13 protein-coding genes are annotated in these 16,115 nt (G+C 66.7%); 6 read left to right on the top strand and 7 right to left on the bottom strand.

Annotated elements, in window-relative coordinates; all coding sequences use genetic code 11:
- Window positions 1–83 precede the first annotated feature (83 nt).
- The 7 genes from gyrA to dnaA form a co-directional block, all read right to left on the bottom strand.
- Window positions 84–2,708: a DNA gyrase subunit A gene (gyrA, locus tag ACIBB8_RS10625; protein ID WP_398950575.1), complete on the bottom strand. Its 2,625-nt coding sequence runs from the start codon at window positions 2,706–2,708 to the stop codon at window positions 84–86.
- Window positions 2,709–2,755: 47 nt separating this feature from the next.
- Window positions 2,756–4,825, bottom strand: coding sequence for a DNA topoisomerase (ATP-hydrolyzing) subunit B (gene gyrB / locus ACIBB8_RS10620; RefSeq protein ID WP_398950573.1), 2,070 nt, complete (start codon window positions 4,823–4,825; stop codon window positions 2,756–2,758).
- Between the two features lie 416 nt (window positions 4,826–5,241).
- Window positions 5,242–5,823 carry a DUF721 domain-containing protein gene (locus ACIBB8_RS10615; RefSeq protein WP_398950571.1) on the bottom strand — a complete coding sequence of 194 codons (582 nt, stop codon included), beginning with the start codon at window positions 5,821–5,823 and terminating at the stop codon, window positions 5,242–5,244.
- Window positions 5,820–6,950 (bottom strand): DNA replication/repair protein RecF, encoded by a 1,131-nt coding sequence (gene recF / locus ACIBB8_RS10610; protein ID WP_398950569.1) that lies wholly within the window; start codon window positions 6,948–6,950, stop codon window positions 5,820–5,822. The genes ACIBB8_RS10615 and recF overlap by 4 nt, the downstream gene beginning before the upstream one ends.
- A 79-nt stretch (window positions 6,951–7,029) precedes the next feature.
- Window positions 7,030–7,908 carry a phosphogluconate dehydrogenase (NAD(+)-dependent, decarboxylating) gene (gnd, locus tag ACIBB8_RS10605; protein WP_358856653.1) on the bottom strand — a complete coding sequence of 293 codons (879 nt, stop codon included), beginning with the start codon at window positions 7,906–7,908 and terminating at the stop codon, window positions 7,030–7,032.
- 131 nt (window positions 7,909–8,039) lie between these two features.
- Window positions 8,040–9,170: a DNA polymerase III subunit beta gene (gene dnaN / locus ACIBB8_RS10600; protein WP_398950566.1), complete on the bottom strand. Its 1,131-nt coding sequence runs from the start codon at window positions 9,168–9,170 to the stop codon at window positions 8,040–8,042.
- Window positions 9,171–10,222: 1,052 nt separating this feature from the next.
- Complete coding sequence (dnaA, locus tag ACIBB8_RS10595) at window positions 10,223–12,019, bottom strand: chromosomal replication initiator protein DnaA (protein WP_398950562.1); 1,797 nt, start codon at window positions 12,017–12,019, stop codon at window positions 10,223–10,225.
- Window positions 12,020–12,399: 380 nt separating this feature from the next.
- Here dnaA and rpmH point away from each other — a divergent pair, with 380 nt between their 5' ends.
- The 6 genes from rpmH to rsmG all read left to right on the top strand — a co-directional run bounded on the left by rpmH (window position 12,400) and on the right by rsmG (window position 15,917).
- Entirely contained in the window at window positions 12,400–12,537 is a 138-nt protein-coding gene (gene rpmH, locus ACIBB8_RS10590) for a 50S ribosomal protein L34 (protein ID WP_030930485.1), read from the top strand.
- A gap of 18 nt (window positions 12,538–12,555) precedes the next feature.
- On the top strand, window positions 12,556–12,927 hold the full coding sequence (gene rnpA, locus ACIBB8_RS10585; RefSeq protein ID WP_078840444.1) for a ribonuclease P protein component: 372 nt from the start codon (window positions 12,556–12,558) through the stop codon (window positions 12,925–12,927).
- A complete protein-coding gene (gene yidD, locus ACIBB8_RS10580) occupies window positions 12,924–13,283 on the top strand; it encodes a membrane protein insertion efficiency factor YidD (protein WP_358856651.1) in 360 nt (119 codons plus the stop codon). Before rnpA ends, yidD begins: the two co-directional genes overlap by 4 nt.
- A gap of 3 nt (window positions 13,284–13,286) precedes the next feature.
- Window positions 13,287–14,567 (top strand): membrane protein insertase YidC, encoded by a 1,281-nt coding sequence (gene yidC, locus ACIBB8_RS10575; protein WP_398950559.1) that lies wholly within the window; start codon window positions 13,287–13,289, stop codon window positions 14,565–14,567.
- A gap of 14 nt (window positions 14,568–14,581) precedes the next feature.
- Window positions 14,582–15,091, top strand: coding sequence for a R3H domain-containing nucleic acid-binding protein (locus tag ACIBB8_RS10570; protein WP_030930494.1), 510 nt, complete (start codon window positions 14,582–14,584; stop codon window positions 15,089–15,091).
- Window positions 15,092–15,200: 109 nt separating this feature from the next.
- Window positions 15,201–15,917, top strand: coding sequence for a 16S rRNA (guanine(527)-N(7))-methyltransferase RsmG (gene rsmG, locus ACIBB8_RS10565; RefSeq protein WP_398950556.1), 717 nt, complete (start codon window positions 15,201–15,203; stop codon window positions 15,915–15,917).
- The last annotated feature ends 198 nt before the right edge of the window (window positions 15,918–16,115 follow it).

Raw genomic sequence — 16,115 nt, 5'->3', positions numbered from 1 at the left:
TGGGAGTCCGTGGCAGGGCCACGGGCACCGTTCGCTCCAGCTCCGGAAGCGGCCGAACCGGCGCCCGTGGCTCCACTCACGCTCTACTCCTCGTGCTCCCCGGCCGAAGGCGACGTGCCTTCGACAGTGCCCTCGACAGTGTTCTCTGCAGTCGCCTCGGCAGTCGCCTCGGCATCCGCATCTCCATCGACCTCTTCGGCCTCGCGGCCGGCCTCGGCGTTACGTGCGATGCCGACGACCGCGTCACGCTTGCCCAGATTGATCAGTTGGACGCCCATGGTGTCACGGCCCGTCTCCCTGACTTCATTGACTCGCGTACGAATCACACCGCCGCCGAGCGTGATGGCGAGGATTTCGTCCGTCTCCTCGACCACCAGCGCGCCGACCAGCGAGCCCCGGTCCTCCACGATCTTGGCGGCCTTGATACCCAGGCCGCCACGACCCTGAACGCGGTACTCGTCGACGGGGGTCCGCTTCGCGTACCCACCATCGGTGGCAGTGAACACGAACGTACCGGGCCTGACGACATTCATCGAGAGCAGTTCGTCGCCTTCGCGGAAACTCATGCCCTTGACGCCCGAGGTGGCGCGGCCCATCGGGCGCAGGGCTTCGTCCGTCGCAGTGAACCTGATGGACTGGGCCTTCTTGCTGATGAGCAGCAGATCATCCTCGGCCGAGACCAGCTCCGCACCGATCAGCTCGTCGTCGCTGCCGTCCTCCGTCTCGCGGAGGTTGATCGCGATGACACCGCCGGAACGCGGGGAGTCGTAGTCCTTCAGCGCGGTCTTCTTCACCAGGCCGCCCTTGGTGGCGAGGATCAGATAGGGCGCAGCCTCGTAGTCCCGGATCGCCAGGATCTCGGCGATCTGCTCGTCCGGCTGGAAGGCCAGCAGGTTGGCGACGTGCTGGCCGCGCGCGTCCCGGCCGGCGTCCGGAAGCTCGTACGCCTTGGCCCGGTAGACGCGGCCCTTGTTGGTGAAGAACAGCAGCCAGTGGTGGGTCGTCGACACGAAGAAGTGGTCGACGATGTCGTCTTCCTTGAGCTTCGTGCCGCGGACACCCTTGCCGCCGCGCTTCTGCGAGCGGTAGTCGTCCGTCTTCGTACGCTTCACATAGCCGCCGCGCGAGATGGTGACGACAATGTCCTCCTCGGCGATCAGGTCCTCGATGGACATGTCACCGTCGAAGGGCACCAGCTTGGAGCGCCGGTCGTCGCCGAACTTCTCGACGATCGCCGCCAGCTCCTCGCTGACGATCTGCCGCTGCCGTACCGGCGACGCCAGGATCTCGTTGTACTCGTTGATCTTCGCCTGGAGCTCATCGTGCTCGGCCGTGATCTTCTGGTGCTCCAGCGCGGCCAGTCGGCGCAGCTGCATCTCCAGAATCGCGTTCGCCTGGATCTCATCGATCTCCAGCAGGCCCATCAGGCCCTCACGCGCGATCTCGACCGTCTGGCTGCGCCGGATGAGGGCGATGACCTCGTCGATCGCGTCGAGCGCCTTGAGCAGACCGCGCAGGATGTGCGCCCGCTCCTCCGCCTTGCGCAGGCGGAACCTGGTACGCCGGACGATGACCTCGATCTGGTGCGTCACCCAGTGGCGGATGAACGCGTCGATCGACAGCGTGCGCGGCACCCCGTCGACGAGCGCCAGCATGTTCGCGCCGAAGTTCGTCTGGAGATCGGTGTGCTTGTAAAGGTTGTTCAGTACGACCTTGGCGACCGCGTCCCGCTTCAGCACGACCACGAGGCGCTGGCCGGTGCGCGAGGACGTCTCGTCGCGGACGTCCGCGATGCCGCCGACCTTGCCGTCCTTGACCAGGTCGGCGATCTTCTGCGCGAGGTTGTCGGGGTTGGTCTGGTACGGAAGCTCCGTGACGACCAGGCACTGCCGGTTCTGGATCTCCTCGACCGCGACGACCGCGCGCATCGTGATGGAGCCACGGCCCGTGCGGTACGCCTCCTCGATGCCCTTGCGGCCGACGACGAGCGCTCCGGTCGGGAAGTCCGGGCCCTTGATCCGCTCGATCAGGGCGTCCAGCAGCTCCTCGTGCGAGGCCTCCGGGTGCTCCAGGTACCACTGGGCACCGGCCGCGACCTCGCGCAGGTTGTGCGGCGGGATGTTGGTCGCCATGCCGACCGCGATGCCCGCGGAGCCGTTGACCAGCAGGTTCGGGAAGCGCGCCGGCAGAACCGTCGGCTCCTGGTTGCGGCCGTCGTAGTTGTCCTGGAAGTCGACGGTCTCCTCGTCGATGTCCCGGACCATCTCCATGGACTGCGGCATCATCTTGCACTCGGTGTACCGCATGGCTGCGGCCGGGTCGTTGCCCGGAGAACCGAAGTTGCCGTTGGAGTCGACCAGCGGCATGCGCATCGACCAGGGCTGCGCCAGTCGCACGAGCGCGTCGTAGATCGAGGAGTCGCCGTGCGGGTGGTACGTACCCATGACGTCACCGACGACACGGGCGCACTTGTAGAAGCCCTTCTCGGGCCGGTACCCGCCGTCGTACATGGCGTACAGGACACGGCGGTGGACGGGCTTGAGGCCGTCCCTTACGTCCGGCAGCGCACGCGACACGATGACGGACATCGCGTAGTCGAGGTAGGAGCGCTGCATCTCCGTCTCGAGCCCCACGGGCTCGACACGCATGCCCACACCCGCGGCTGCGGGCTCCTCTTCAGGGGTCACAGGGGTGTTCTCGTCGGCCATTGCTGGTCAAAGTCCTTTCGAGCTGCGGCTTGCTTGGTACGGCCGACTCAGATGTCGAGGAAGCGGACGTCCTTGGCGTTGCGCTGGATGAACGAGCGCCGTGCCTCGACGTCCTCACCCATCAGCACCGAGAAGAGGTCGTCTGCCTGCGCCGCGTCGTCCAGCGTGACCTGGCCGAGCACGCGGTGGTCGACGTCCATCGTCGTGATGCGCAGCTCCTCGGCGTTCATCTCGCCGAGACCCTTGAAGCGCTGGATCGAGTCTTCCTTGATCCGCTTGCCGTTCTGCTTGCCGAGCTCGACCAGGGCGTCGCGCTCGCGGTCCGAGTACGCGTACTCGAAGTCGTCGCGGCCCCACTTGATCTTGTAGAGCGGCGGCCGGGAGAGGTAGACATGGCCGGCCTCGACCAACGGCCGCATGAAGCGGAAGAGGAACGTCAGCAGCAGCGTGTTGATGTGCTGACCGTCGACGTCGGCGTCCGCCATCAGAATGATCTTGTGATAGCGGAGCTTCTCGATGTCGAAGTCCTCGTGGACTCCGGTACCGAAGGCCGAGATCAGCGCCTGGACCTCGGTGTTCTGAAGGATCTTGTCGACCCGGGCCTTCTCGACGTTCAGGATCTTGCCTCGGATCGGCAGGATGGCCTGGTACATCGGGTTACGGCCGGACTTCGCCGAACCACCGGCGGAGTCACCCTCGACGATGAAGATCTCGCACTTCGTCGGGTCGTTCGACTGGCAGTCGCTCAGCTTGCCCGGCAGCGAGGCGCTCTCCAGGAGCCCCTTGCGACGGGTCAGGTCGCGCGCCTTGCGGGCGGCGACGCGGGCCGTGGCCGCCGCGATGCCCTTGCGGATGATGTCCGCGGCCTCGTTCGGGTTCCGGTCGAACCAGTCCGTGAGGTGCTCGTGGACCACCTTCTGGACGAAGGTCTTCGCCTCCGTGTTGCCCAGCTTGGTCTTCGTTTGGCCCTCGAACTGCGGCTCGCCCAGCTTCACCGAGATGATCGCCGTCAGACCCTCACGGATGTCGTCACCGGTGAGATTGTCGTCCTTCTCGCGCAGCAGCTTCTTGTCCCGCGCGTACTTGTTGACCAGCGTGGTCAGCGCCGCGCGAAAGCCCTCCTCGTGCGTACCGCCCTCATGCGTGTGGATCGTGTTGGCGAAGGAGTAGACACCCTCGCTGTACTGCGTGTTCCACTGCATCGCGATCTCGGCCGAGAGGAGTCGCTCCTTGTCCTCGGCCTCGATGTCGATCACCGACTGGTGAATGACGTCGCCCTTGCGGGAGTTGAGGTACTTCACGAAGTCGACGATGCCGCCCTCGTAGTGGTACGTGACCGTACGGGCCGCTTCCTCCTCGGCGACCTCGACCGCCTCCGCGACATCCGCGCCCGCCGTCGCCTTCGCCGACTCACGCTCGTCCGTGAGCCTGATCGTCAGGCCCTTGTTGAGGAACGCCATCTCCTGGAAGCGGCGCGACAGGGTCTCGAAGGAGTACTCGATGGTCTCGAAGATGTCGCCGTCGGCCCAGAAGGTCACGGTCGTACCGGTCTCCTCGGTGGCCTCGTTACGGGCCAGCGGCGCCGTGGGCACACCGAGCTTGTAGTCCTGGGTCCAGCGGTAGCCGTCCCGCCTGACCTCGACGGAGACGCGCGTCGACAGGGCGTTCACGACGGAGACACCGACACCGTGCAGACCGCCGGAGACGGCATATCCGCCACCGCCGAACTTGCCGCCGGCGTGCAGCACCGTCAGCACGACCTCGACCGCGGGCTTCTTCTCCGACGGCACGATGTCAACGGGGATACCACGACCGTTGTCGATCACTCGGACCCCGCCGTCGGCAAGGATCGTGACGTCGATGGTGTCCGCGTGCCCGGCCAGGGCTTCGTCGACCGAGTTGTCGACGACCTCTTGCACAAGGTGGTGAAGTCCACGCTCACCGGTCGAGCCGATGTACATGCCAGGTCGCTTGCGGACCGCGTCCAGGCCCTCGAGGACGGTGATCGCGCTGGCGTCGTACGAGGCAGCCGCCTCGCCGCTCTCACCGGGTGTGGACGGAATGTTCTCGTTGGGGTTGCCGGAATCGGCCACGAAGCGCCCTTTCTGGCACAGCACAGGCCGTTCTCCGGGCAAGCGGGAGCGGCTGCGTCGTTCGGCTTGTATCGACGACTCCCGCAAGGATGCGGGATTGTTCACCAGTCTACCGGTAGCGCCGACACGAATGGGGGTTTGCCGGTACCTGAGTCCGCATGTGCCGCCCTGAATGAGCGCCTGACGACTCCCCATATTCGGGATGGGGCCCCAAGAGGCTCACGCGGGCATTGAGCGCTTCGGCCTGTCAACCTCTCACTACAGCGAGGGACACCTCGGCCGCACCGCAGGATTTCAACCTGTACAGACCCGCACATCGCGCAAATAACAGACAAAACCGCAAAGAACGCGGCATACCACCGCAGCCGAACTTCTCCGGACTGCGGGACGGCAGCCGCCGACATCGGGCAAAGAACCGCACAAAGAGAGAAAAGCCCAGGTCAGCCGTAGGTATCGCCCGGGCCGACACTTCCCGGCGCACGCAGCGGACCGAATCTGCGCTGCGGACCGCCCGGCCCCAGAACCTTGATCAACTTCACGGTGCCATGCCCCAGATCCGCGTTCAGCCGGGCGACCAGCTGCGGCGCCAGCAACCGCAACTGCGTCGCCCAGGCCGTCGAATCGCACTGCACCGTGAGCACCCGCTCCTCGGGGGCCTCGTCGTACCGCAGCGGCACACAGTGATTCGCCAGATCGTCACCGACGATCTGCGGCCAGCGGCCCATCACACCGCCCACCGCCGCGGGGGTCTCCCAGCCGCGCTCGGTGATCAGACGATTGATCGCGGCGCCCAGCGGCAACGGATCGCGCCCGTCCGCCCGCGCGCCCGAACGCAGCCCACCGCCCCGTCTGGCCTGTTTCTTCTGCTGTGCCGCGGCCCCGCGCGCCCGAGCCTGCTCCTTCGCGGCACGCAGGGCGACCCGCGCCAGATCGACACCGGACGCCTCCTGCTGCTTCGCCCCGCCCAACGGCTCCTGCGGGCCGCCGGCAGCGCCCTTCGCCGGATCGACGGAGCCACTCATATCCGCTTCACCTCGCCCGCCGACACCGCATACCGCGTTCCCGCCAGCACACCCGGAACGTCATCGTCCACTGCCGCCGTCACCAGCACCTGCTCACCCGGGGCCACCAGCTCCGCCAGCCGCTCCCGGCGCCGCGCGTCCAGCTCGGCAAAGACATCGTCCAGAACGAGCACCGGCTCATTGCCCTCGGTGCGCAGCAGATCGTACGAGGCAAGCCGCAGCGCCAGCGCGTACGACCAGGACTCGCCATGGCTCGCGTACCCCTTGGCGGGCATCCCGCGCAGTCCCAGCAGCAGATCGTCACGGTGCGGACCGACCAGCGTCACACCCCGCTCGATCTCCTGCTTGCGGACCTCCGCGAGCGCAGCGAGCAACTGCTCGTACAGCTCGTCACGGGTACGGGCGGACTCCACACCCGCACCGACGGAACTGCGGTACTCCAGCGTCACCGGGCCGCCACCGGGCGCGACATCCGCGTACGCCTTGTCCGTCAGCGGCTGCAGGGTCGCGATCAGATCCAGCCGCTGCGCCAGCAGCTCCGCGCCCACCCGGCCCAGATGCTGGTCCCACACGTCGAGGGTGGACAGATCCATCGACCGGCCGCCGTGCCTGCGCGCCATCGCCGCGGACTTCAGCAGAGTGTTGCGCTGCTTGAGCACCCGCTCGTAGTCCGAACGGACACCGGCCATCCGCGGCGAACGCGCAGTGATCAGCTCGTCGAGGAAGCGCCGACGCTCCCCGGGATCGCCCTTGACGAGCGCCAGATCCTCCGGCGCGAACAGTACGGTCCGTATGATCCCCAGCACGTCACGGGGCCTGACCTGCGACGATCGATTGATCCGGGCGCGATTGGCCTTGCCCGGGTTGAGCTCCAGCTCGATCAGCTGCGCGCGCTCACCCTGGGTGACGGCGGCCCGGATGACAGCCCGGTCCGCACCCATCCGCACCAGTGGCGCATCGGAGGAGACACGATGGCTACCGAGCGTCGCGAGGTAGCCGACGGCCTCGACCAGATTCGTCTTGCCCTGACCGTTCGCCCCCACGAATGCGGTGACGCCCGGGTCGAGAGGAACCTCGACCCGGGCGTACGAGCGGAAGTCGGCCAGCGAGAGATGCGTGACATGCATGGGTGTATGCCGACCTTCCCGGCTTCCTGCTCCGTGCTCCGCGGCGCGGGCCGGTGATGTCGGCCCGCCCTCGATGCGGTTACTTCTTGTTCTCGACCGCGTGGCCACCGAACTGGTTGCGCAGCGCGGCGATCATCTTCATCTGCGGGGAGTCGTCCTGGCGCGAGGCGAATCGCGCGAAGAGCGACGCGGTGATCGCGGGCAGCGGCACCGCGTTGTCGATCGCGGCTTCCACCGTCCACCGGCCCTCACCGGAGTCGGCGGCGAAGCCACGGAGCTTGTCGAGGTGCTCGTCGTCGTCCAGCGCGTTGACCGCCAGGTCGAGCAGCCAGGAACGGATGACCGTGCCCTCCTGCCAGGACCGGAAGACCTCGCGCACATCGGTGACGGAGTCGACCTTCTCCAGCAGCTCCCAGCCCTCGGCGTAGGCCTGCATCATGGCGTACTCGATGCCGTTGTGGACCATCTTCGCGAAGTGGCCGGCACCGACTTTGCCCGCGTGGACGGAGCCGAAGTCGCCTTCCGGCTTCAGCGCGTCGAAGATCGGCTGGACCTTCGCCACGCTCTCGGCGTCGCCGCCGTACATCAGCGCGTAGCCGTTCTCCAGGCCCCAGACGCCGCCCGAGACACCGCAGTCGACGAAGCCGATGCCCTTGATGCCCAGCTCGACCGCGTGCTTCTCGTCGTCCGTCCAGCGGGAGTTCCCGCCGTCCACGACGATGTCGCCGGGCGAGAGCAGCGCGGCCAGCTCGTCGATCGTGGACTGGGTCGCGGCACCGGCCGGGACCATCACCCAGATGACCCGCGGGCCCTTCAGCTTGCCCACAAGCTCTTCGAGGCTGTGGACATCGGAGACGTCCGGGTTGCGGTCGTAACCGATGACGGTGTGGCCTGCGCGGCGGATGCGCTCGCGCATGTTGCCGCCCATCTTGCCTAGGCCGACGAGACCGAGCTCCATCAGAGATTCCTTAAGCGTTGTGCCGATTCGTACCCAAAGCCGAGCCTACGCCCGGCCGGGGACAGACCGACGGGCATGCTCGGAGCCGAGCGTGCCCGTCGGGCGCTGCCGTGACAGGACCGGTGGCCGGATCAGCCGGAGAGGCGGACCGGCATGATCAGGTACTTGTACGCGTCATCCGCCTCGGCATCCACAGCCGGCCGGCCGCTGAGCAGCGCGGGCTTGGTGGACGTCGTGAAGGAGAGCTGGGCCACCGGGGAGTCGATCGCGCTGAGCCCGTCGAGCAGGAAGGTCGGGTTGAAGGCGATCGAGATGTCGTCACCGTCCAGAACGGCGTCGACGCGCTCCACAGCCTGTGCATCATCGCTGGATCCGGCTTCCAGGATCAGCACGCCCTGCTCAAAGCTGAGCCGCACCGGGGTGTTCCGCTCGGCGACGAGGGCCACACGCTTGACGGCCTCGACGAACGGGGCGGTCTCGATGACGGCGACCGAGTTGAACTCGGTGGGGAACAGCGTCCGGTACTTCGGCAGATCGCCTTCGAGCAGTCGCGTGGTCGTACGCCGGCCCGCGCCCTCGAAACCGATCAGACCTTCACCGGCACCCGAGCCGGACAACGCCAGCGTGACCGTGTCACCGCTGGTCAGGGCCTTGGCGGTGTCCAGCAGCGTCTTGGCGGGTACCAGGGCCACGGCCGACGCGTCCGGGTTCTCCGGCTTCCACAGGAACTCGCGGACCGCAAAGCGGTAGCGGTCGGTGGACGCCAGGGTGACGGTGTCGCCCTCGATCTCGATCCGCACACCGGTCAGGACGGGCAGTGTGTCGTCCCGGCCCGCGGCGATGGCGACCTGGGCGGCGGCCGAAGCGAAGACCTCGCCGGGGACCGTGCCCGTCGCCGTCGGCATCTGCGGCAGCGCCGGGTACTCCTCCACAGGAAGGGTGTGGAGTGTGAATCGCGAGGAGCCGCAGACCACGGTGACCCGTACACCGTCGGTGGAAATCTCCACCGGTCGGTTGGGGAGGGCGCGGCAGATATCGGCGAGCAGCCGGCCGGAGACCAGCACCGTGCCGTCCTCCTCGACCTCGGCGTCCACCGAGACCCGGGCGGAGACCTCGTAGTCGAAGCTGGAGAAGCTGAGGGCGCCGTCCTCAGCCTTCAGAAGAAGGCCCGCAAGAACGGGCGCCGGCGGACGGGCCGGAAGGCTGCGGGCCACCCAGGCCACCGCCTCCGCGAGTACATCGCGCTCCACCCGGATCTTCACCGGAACCGCCTCCTGCTGTTGCTCGCTCGCCCTGCTGGCCTTCGTGGTCTGGTCGGGGTCACTCCGCCGATGGCAGGGGGAGGACGTCCCGGGACCAGTCTGACGTACGGCACCGACACTCGGTGCTGCTCGGGGTCAAGTCGCGACAAGAGGTTCGGAGAGCTCCGGCGCCGAGTTGTGCACAGCACCCACTTCGAAGCGAAATCCGAGCTAACTCTATGTGGCAGTAGTAGTAGGGCCTGTGGAAACCGTGGATAACGTCGTTTTCGCAGGTCAGGCCGGGTTTTTTATCCACTGGTCCTGTGGGCGGCACCGGTGGACAACCCGGTGTTTCTGTGGACACGCAAAAGTTCTGCACACCCGATGCACAGGACAGGGGTGTTTCTCCCCAGGGCTGTCCCCAGTTTTACCCAGGTTCCCCACAGCCCAACCGGGCTCCCTGGTGTGACGCCTTTCACTCCGCGCGGTGAAGGCGGGTGTTGTGTTGCCGAACAGTGGACAAGGGTGTGGAGAAGCTGGGGACAACGCAGCCCCGCCTGTGGGCTGCCGGTGGACAACATCGGGTGGTCCCTGTGGACGAATATTTTATCCACAGGCTGTGGATCACTGTTGACCACAAATCCCCAGACCCTTGACCTGGCCTGATGGAGTATCGGCAGTCGGCCCTGTGGAAGCAATATGGACAACTTCGCGATCCCCAGGCTGTGGAGGGGAAATTTTCCCCAGATCTGTGGAGAACCGCAGGTCGGCGGCGTGTATTCGAACACCAGGGCCGGGACGGCGGCGTGCGGATGGCGCCGGAAGGGGGTCCGGGAGGCCTCTGGAGACTCCGCCGAGGTGTCCTGGAGCCCCACGGAGGCGTTCCGGAGGCCGGCAGAAGAACTTCCGGTGGTCGGCAGGAACGTTTCAGGACCACGCCGAGGTGTGCCCCGGCTCCATGGATGTGGGCAGGAGACGACGAAGGGCGCCCCTGCCGGACTTGTGCGGAAGTCCGGCAGGGGCGCCCTCGGCGCCGTGCATGAAGTCGTGCCAGAAGCCGTACCGGCGTCCTGTCAGCCGTTCTTGATGCGGTTGGTGAGCTCGGTGACCTGGTTGTAGATGGAGCGTCGCTCCGCCATCAGCGCACGGATTTTGCGGTCCGCGTGCATCACCGTCGTGTGGTCGCGGCCGCCGAACTGCGCGCCGATCTTGGGTAGTGAGAGATCCGTCAGCTCACGGCAGAGATACATCGCGATCTGGCGAGCCGTCACCAGCACCCGGCTGCGTGAGGATCCGCAGAGGTCCTCCACAGTCAGACCGAAGTAGTCGGCGGTCGCCGCCATGATGGCCGTCGCCGTGATCTCCGGAGCCGAGTCCTCGCCGCCCGGGATCAGGTCCTTCAGCACGATCTCGGTCAGCCCGAGATCCACCGGCTGCCGGTTGAGGCTGGCGAAGGCCGTCACCCGGATCAGCGCTCCCTCCAGCTCCCGGATGTTGCGCGAGATGCGGGAGGCGATGAACTCCAGGACCTCCGGCGGGGCGTTGAGCTGCTCCTGCACTGCCTTCTTACGGAGGATCGCGATGCGCGTCTCCAGCTCCGGCGGCTGCACATCGGTGGTCAGACCCCACTCGAAACGGTTCCGCAGCCGGTCCTCCAGGGTGACCAGCTGCTTGGGCGGCCGGTCCGAGGACAGCACGATCTGCTTGTTGGCGTTGTGGAGCGTGTTGAAGGTGTGGAAGAACTCCTCCTGCGTCGACTCCTTGCTCGCCAGGAACTGGATGTCGTCGACCAGCAGGATGTCCACGTCGCGGTACCGCTTGCGGAAGGTGTCGCCCTTGCCGTCGCGGATCGAGTTGATGAACTCGTTGGTGAACTCCTCGGAGCTCACATAGCGCACCCGGGTGCCCGGGTAGAGACTGCGCGCGTAGTGCCCGATGGCATGCAGCAGGTGGGTCTTGCCGAGCCCCGACTCCCCATAGATGAAGAGGGGGTTGTACGCCTTCGCGGGTGCCTCGGCGACAGCGACGGCGGCGGCGTGCGCGAATCGGTTGGATGCGCCGATGACAAAGGTGTCGAAGAGGTACTTCGGATTCAGCCGGGCATGGGGTTCGCCGGGACCGGGTGCGGGTGCGGGCTGTGCACCCATCGGTCCGGTGGCGCCGCCGGGGCGTCCGGTGCCGGGACCGCCCTGCCGGTGCTGGGGGTCCGGCATGTCGTGGCGCTCGGGGCGCAGCTGCTCGTAACCCTGATGCTCGGGCGGCTGGGACCGGTAGTCGTGCTGCTGGGGGCGGTAGTCGTGCTGCGGCTCACGCCACTGCTCCGGGGACGCGTCGCGCTCCTGGAATCCGCCGAGCCGGGGCTGCTGCCAGGAGAGGTCCTCCTGGGTGCGCGGCCAGGCGCCGGGCTCGGGGCGCTGCTGCTGGTAGTCGGGGTAGGCGGGGCGGGCCGTCGGCATGCCGTCGTCCGAGGGCCGGTGGCCGTATCCGTCGTACGCGTCGTTGTGCTGCCGCTCGTCGTGCTGCGGTCCCTGGTAGCGGTGCTGCTCGGGCTGCTGGGCCTGGTGCATCGGGGGTGCCGGCGGGTTCGGCGGCTCGCCCGCCGAGTCGTCGACAGTGATCGCGATCCGGATCGGGCGTCCGCATTCACGGCTCAGGGTCTCGCTGATGAGCGGCGCAAGCCGCCCCTCAAGGACTCGCTTGCCCCATTCGTTGGGCACGGCGAGCAGCGCGGTGTCGGCGACCAGCGCGAGCGGCTGGCAGCGCTCGATCCACTGCTTGTCCTTCGGCTCGATGCCCTGCTGGCCCTCCCCGAGGAGTTGCTCCAGCACTCGTGGCCACACTGCGGCAAGATCGGCAGGTACGTCAGCCACAAGGCACGCTTTCTCGCTGGTCCCACGAATGTGTGGTTCTCGGGACGGGATGGGTCGGGACGGGTGAGGCCCGGCAGGCGGGAAGAAAAAGAACCGCAGTCCAGCCACGGTAGTCAGGCCGACCCGTGAGGTTCAAGTCGTTGTCCACAGGCTGTGTACAGCGCGGGACCTCGCGGGGCGGGTTTGACCGGATGGCGTAGCCGCGCGTACCGTGACCAGGTCGAGTTGTCGATGGCTGCTGCCGCCTGCCTCCGATGGGCAAAGATCACGATCTGTGATTGTGAAGCGGTGCACTAAGGCGTTTACGCGAATCCCTCGTGGGCGCACGGTGACAGCCAGGCGATGTCCCGCCAACACACAATCATTTCTGGAGCCCCCGAGTGAGCAAGCGCACCTTCCAGCCGAACAACCGTCGTCGCGCGAAGACCCACGGCTTCCGGCTGCGTATGCGCACCCGTGCCGGCCGCGCGATTCTCGCGTCCCGCCGTGGCAAGGGTCGCGCCAACCTGTCCGCCTGATCGCGTACAGGTCATGACGTGCTGCCTACCGAGAATCGGCTGAGGCGGCGCGAGGACTTCGCGACCGCAGTACGTCGAGGACGCCGGGCCGGACGGCCGCTACTCGTCGTCCATCTACGCAGCGGTGCAACGGACCCGCACGTGACTGGGGAGAGTGCTCCCCCGCCGCGTGCGGGTTTCGTTGTCAGCAAAGCCGTGGGTGGCGCGGTCGTACGCACAGCCGTGAAGCGGAGGCTTCGCCATCTGGTCCGCGATCGTCTGGCCATGCTGCCCCCCGGTAGCCTGGTTGTCGTACGAGCGCTGCCCGGATCGGGCGACGCCGACCATGAACAGCTGGCCCGAGACCTGGACGCCGCTCTTCAGCGGCTGCTGGGAGGGGGCGCGCGATGAAGTACCCGCTGCTGGCTCTGATCAAGCTGTACCAGTGGACGATCAGCCCACTCCTCGGGCCTGTCTGCCGTTACTACCCGTCGTGTTCCCACTATGGATATACGGCGATCGACCGGCACGGAGCGATCAAGGGAACCGCGCTGACCGCGTGGCGCATCCTGCGGTGCAATCCGTGGTCACCCGGCGGCGTGGACCATGTTCCGCCACGCAAACGTCCGCGTTGGCACGAACTGCTGCGTAATGCACTGCGTGGCAGCAAGGCCGGGGACTCCGCCGCTGATGTGCCTCTTGGGGGGACGGCCTCCGAACCCCCAAGCCCGGCCGCAGAGACTTCGCCCAATGCTCAAGGAGCCTGATTAGTGGACACGATTGCCAGTCTGTTCAGCTTTATCACTTACCCCGTTTCGTGGGTCATCGTCCAGTTCCACACGCTGTATGGAGCGATCTTCGGCGATAACACGGGCTGGGCCTGGGGCCTGTCCATCGTGTCCCTGGTGGTGCTGATCCGGATCTGCCTGATCCCGCTTTTCGTCAAGCAGATCAAGTCGACCCGGAACATGCAGGTGCTCCAGCCGAAGATGAAGGCGATCCAGGAGCGCTACAAGAGCGACAAGCAGCGTCAGTCCGAAGAGATGATGAAGCTGTACAAGGAGACGGGTACCAACCCGCTCTCCTCGTGCCTTCCCATCCTGGCGCAGTCGCCGTTCTTCTTCGCCCTGTATCACGTGCTCTCGGCCATCGCCTCGGGCAAGACGATCGGTGTCATCGACCAGCCGCTGCTCGACAGCGCCCGTCAGGCTCACATCTTCGGTGCTCCGCTCGCTGCCAAGTTCATGGACAGCGAAGCGACGGTCCAGGCGCTCGGCGCCTCGCTGATGGATGTCCGGGTCGTCACCGCGGTCATGATCGTCATGATGTCGGCGTCGCAGTTCTTCACCCAGCGCCAGCTGATGACGAAGAACGTCGACCTGACGGTCAAGACGCCGTACATGCAGCAGCAGAAGATGCTCATGTACATCTTCCCGCTGATCTTCGCCGGCATGGGCATCAACTTCCCTGTCGGTGTCCTCGTCTACTGGCTGACCACGAACGTCTGGACCATGGGTCAGCAAATGTACGTGATCAACCAGAACCCGACCCCGGGCAGCAAGGCGCAGACCCAGTACCTGGAACGTCTGCTGAAGAGCGTCACCGCTCACGGAGAGGTGCGCGGCCGGGCCAGGCGCAACACGATCAAGCGGATCGTGACCAAGGGCCCGGACCGCAACGACATCGAGCGGAAGTTCATCACCGGACTGGCCAAGCTCGGCCTTGCCGCCCAGGACGACGGCACGGTGACGAAGAGCGATACCGCTCTTGCCGAGGCCGAGGGTGGATCCGCACAGAAGCGTCAGCAGCCCAAGCGCCAGACCAAGGCGAAGCGTCAGAGCGGTACGACTCAGGCCGGTGCCGCTCAGCCCGGTGCGGCGAAGGAGACCGACTCCACCGAGTCGGAGGCCAAGGCCTCGCTGGAGAAGCAGGAAGCACCGCAGGACGACAAGCCGAAGCCGGCGGGCAAGCCCGCGTCCGGCTCCTCACGCCAAGCCAAGTCCGGACAGCGCAGGGGCCCGCAGCGGCCCAAGCACCCGTCCAAGAAGTAAGAAGGAGTCCATCCGTGACGGAAGGCACCACCTCCACGGCCGCTGAGGGCAGCGACACCTTGACCCGCCTTGAGCAGGAAGGGGAGATCGCAGCCGACTACCTCGAGGGCCTGCTCGACATCGCCGACCTTGACGGTGACATCGACATGGACGTCGAGGCGGACCGGGCCGCGGTCTCGATCATCAGCGACTCGGCACGTGAACTGCAGAAGCTTGTAGGCCGCGACGGTGAGGTGCTGGAGGCGCTCCAGGAGCTGACGCGACTGGCCGTGCACCGGGAGACCGGTGACCGCAGCCGTCTGATGCTGGACATCGCAGGCTTCCGGGCCAAGAAGCGGGCGGTCCTGGCCGAGCTGGGTGCCAAGGCCGCGGACGAGGTCAAGAAGACCGGTGAGCCGGTGAAGCTGGACCCGATGACGCCGTTCGAGCGCAAGGTTGTGCATGATGCGGTTGCGGCCGCAGGTCTGCGCAGCGAGTCGGAGGGCGAGGAGCCGCAGCGCTTCGTCGTCGTTCTCCCGGCCTGACCGGACCCTTGTTCTGTCGGCCCCGTCTGTTCGCAGGCGGGGCCGCTCTTTGTCAGCCTGATAGTCAGCCACCCACAGTGCGGTAGTGCGGTATGGAAGGACGGTTCCCGTGACGGCGGAAGTAGAGCTTCCCCAGGCGCCCGAAGAGGCGCGGGCGGTTTTCGGTGAGTTCTTCCCGGAGGCTGTCCGGTACGCGGAGCTTCTTGCCGATGCCGGGGTCAAGCGCGGTCTGATCGGCCCCCGCGAAGTGCCTCGGCTGTGGGAACGGCATCTGCTGAACTGCGCGGTGCTCTCCGAAGTGGTGCCTGAAGGGGTCACGGTCTGCGACGTGGGCTCCGGAGCAGGTCTTCCGGGGATTCCACTGGCGTTGGTGCGTCCCGACTTGAAGATCACCTTGTTGGAGCCGCTGCTTCGGCGGACGAACTTTCTCCAGGAAGTCGTCGAGTTGCTCGGGCTTGACCATGTGACCGTGGTCCGCGGCCGGGCCGAGGAAGTCCTGGGGACGCTTCCGCCGGTCCATGTCGTCACGGCCCGGGCCGTGGCGCCGCTCGACCGACTCGCCGGCTGGGGTGTGCCACTGCTGCGCCCCTATGGGGAGATGCTGGCGCTCAAGGGCGACACCGCCGAGGAGGAGGTCAACGGCGCACGGGCCGCTCTGAGCAAGCTCGGCGTGGTGGAGACCGAGGTGCTGCACGTCGGGGAGGGCGTGGTCGAGCCGATGTCCACCGTGGTGCGCGTGGTGGTCGGTGAGAGCCCGGGTGGTGTGAGGTTCGCCGCAAAGAGGGCCAAGGCCGCAAGGACGAGCCGCACGCGACGGCGGCGCTGAGCCGCGTGGTCACGTTGCGGGATCAGTCATTACGTACAGTTCGTGCCGTCTATCGGTAATGCTCCGCACAAGCAGCCATACGCACTCTGTGCGGAGTGTCGTGCCCCTGTAGCTAGGCTGCAGGGGCATCGTGTTTCACGTGAAACGTCGCTCTCTGCTGCATGGAATCATCGGCCGCGGCCGTGCGGCTGCCGCTCC

Source organism: Streptomyces sp. NPDC051286 (genome assembly GCF_044455345.1).
Lineage (GTDB): Bacteria > Actinomycetota > Actinomycetes > Streptomycetales > Streptomycetaceae > Streptomyces.
Note: the sequence above shows the minus strand (reverse complement) of the source record. Positions and strands in the feature narration are given on the sequence as shown.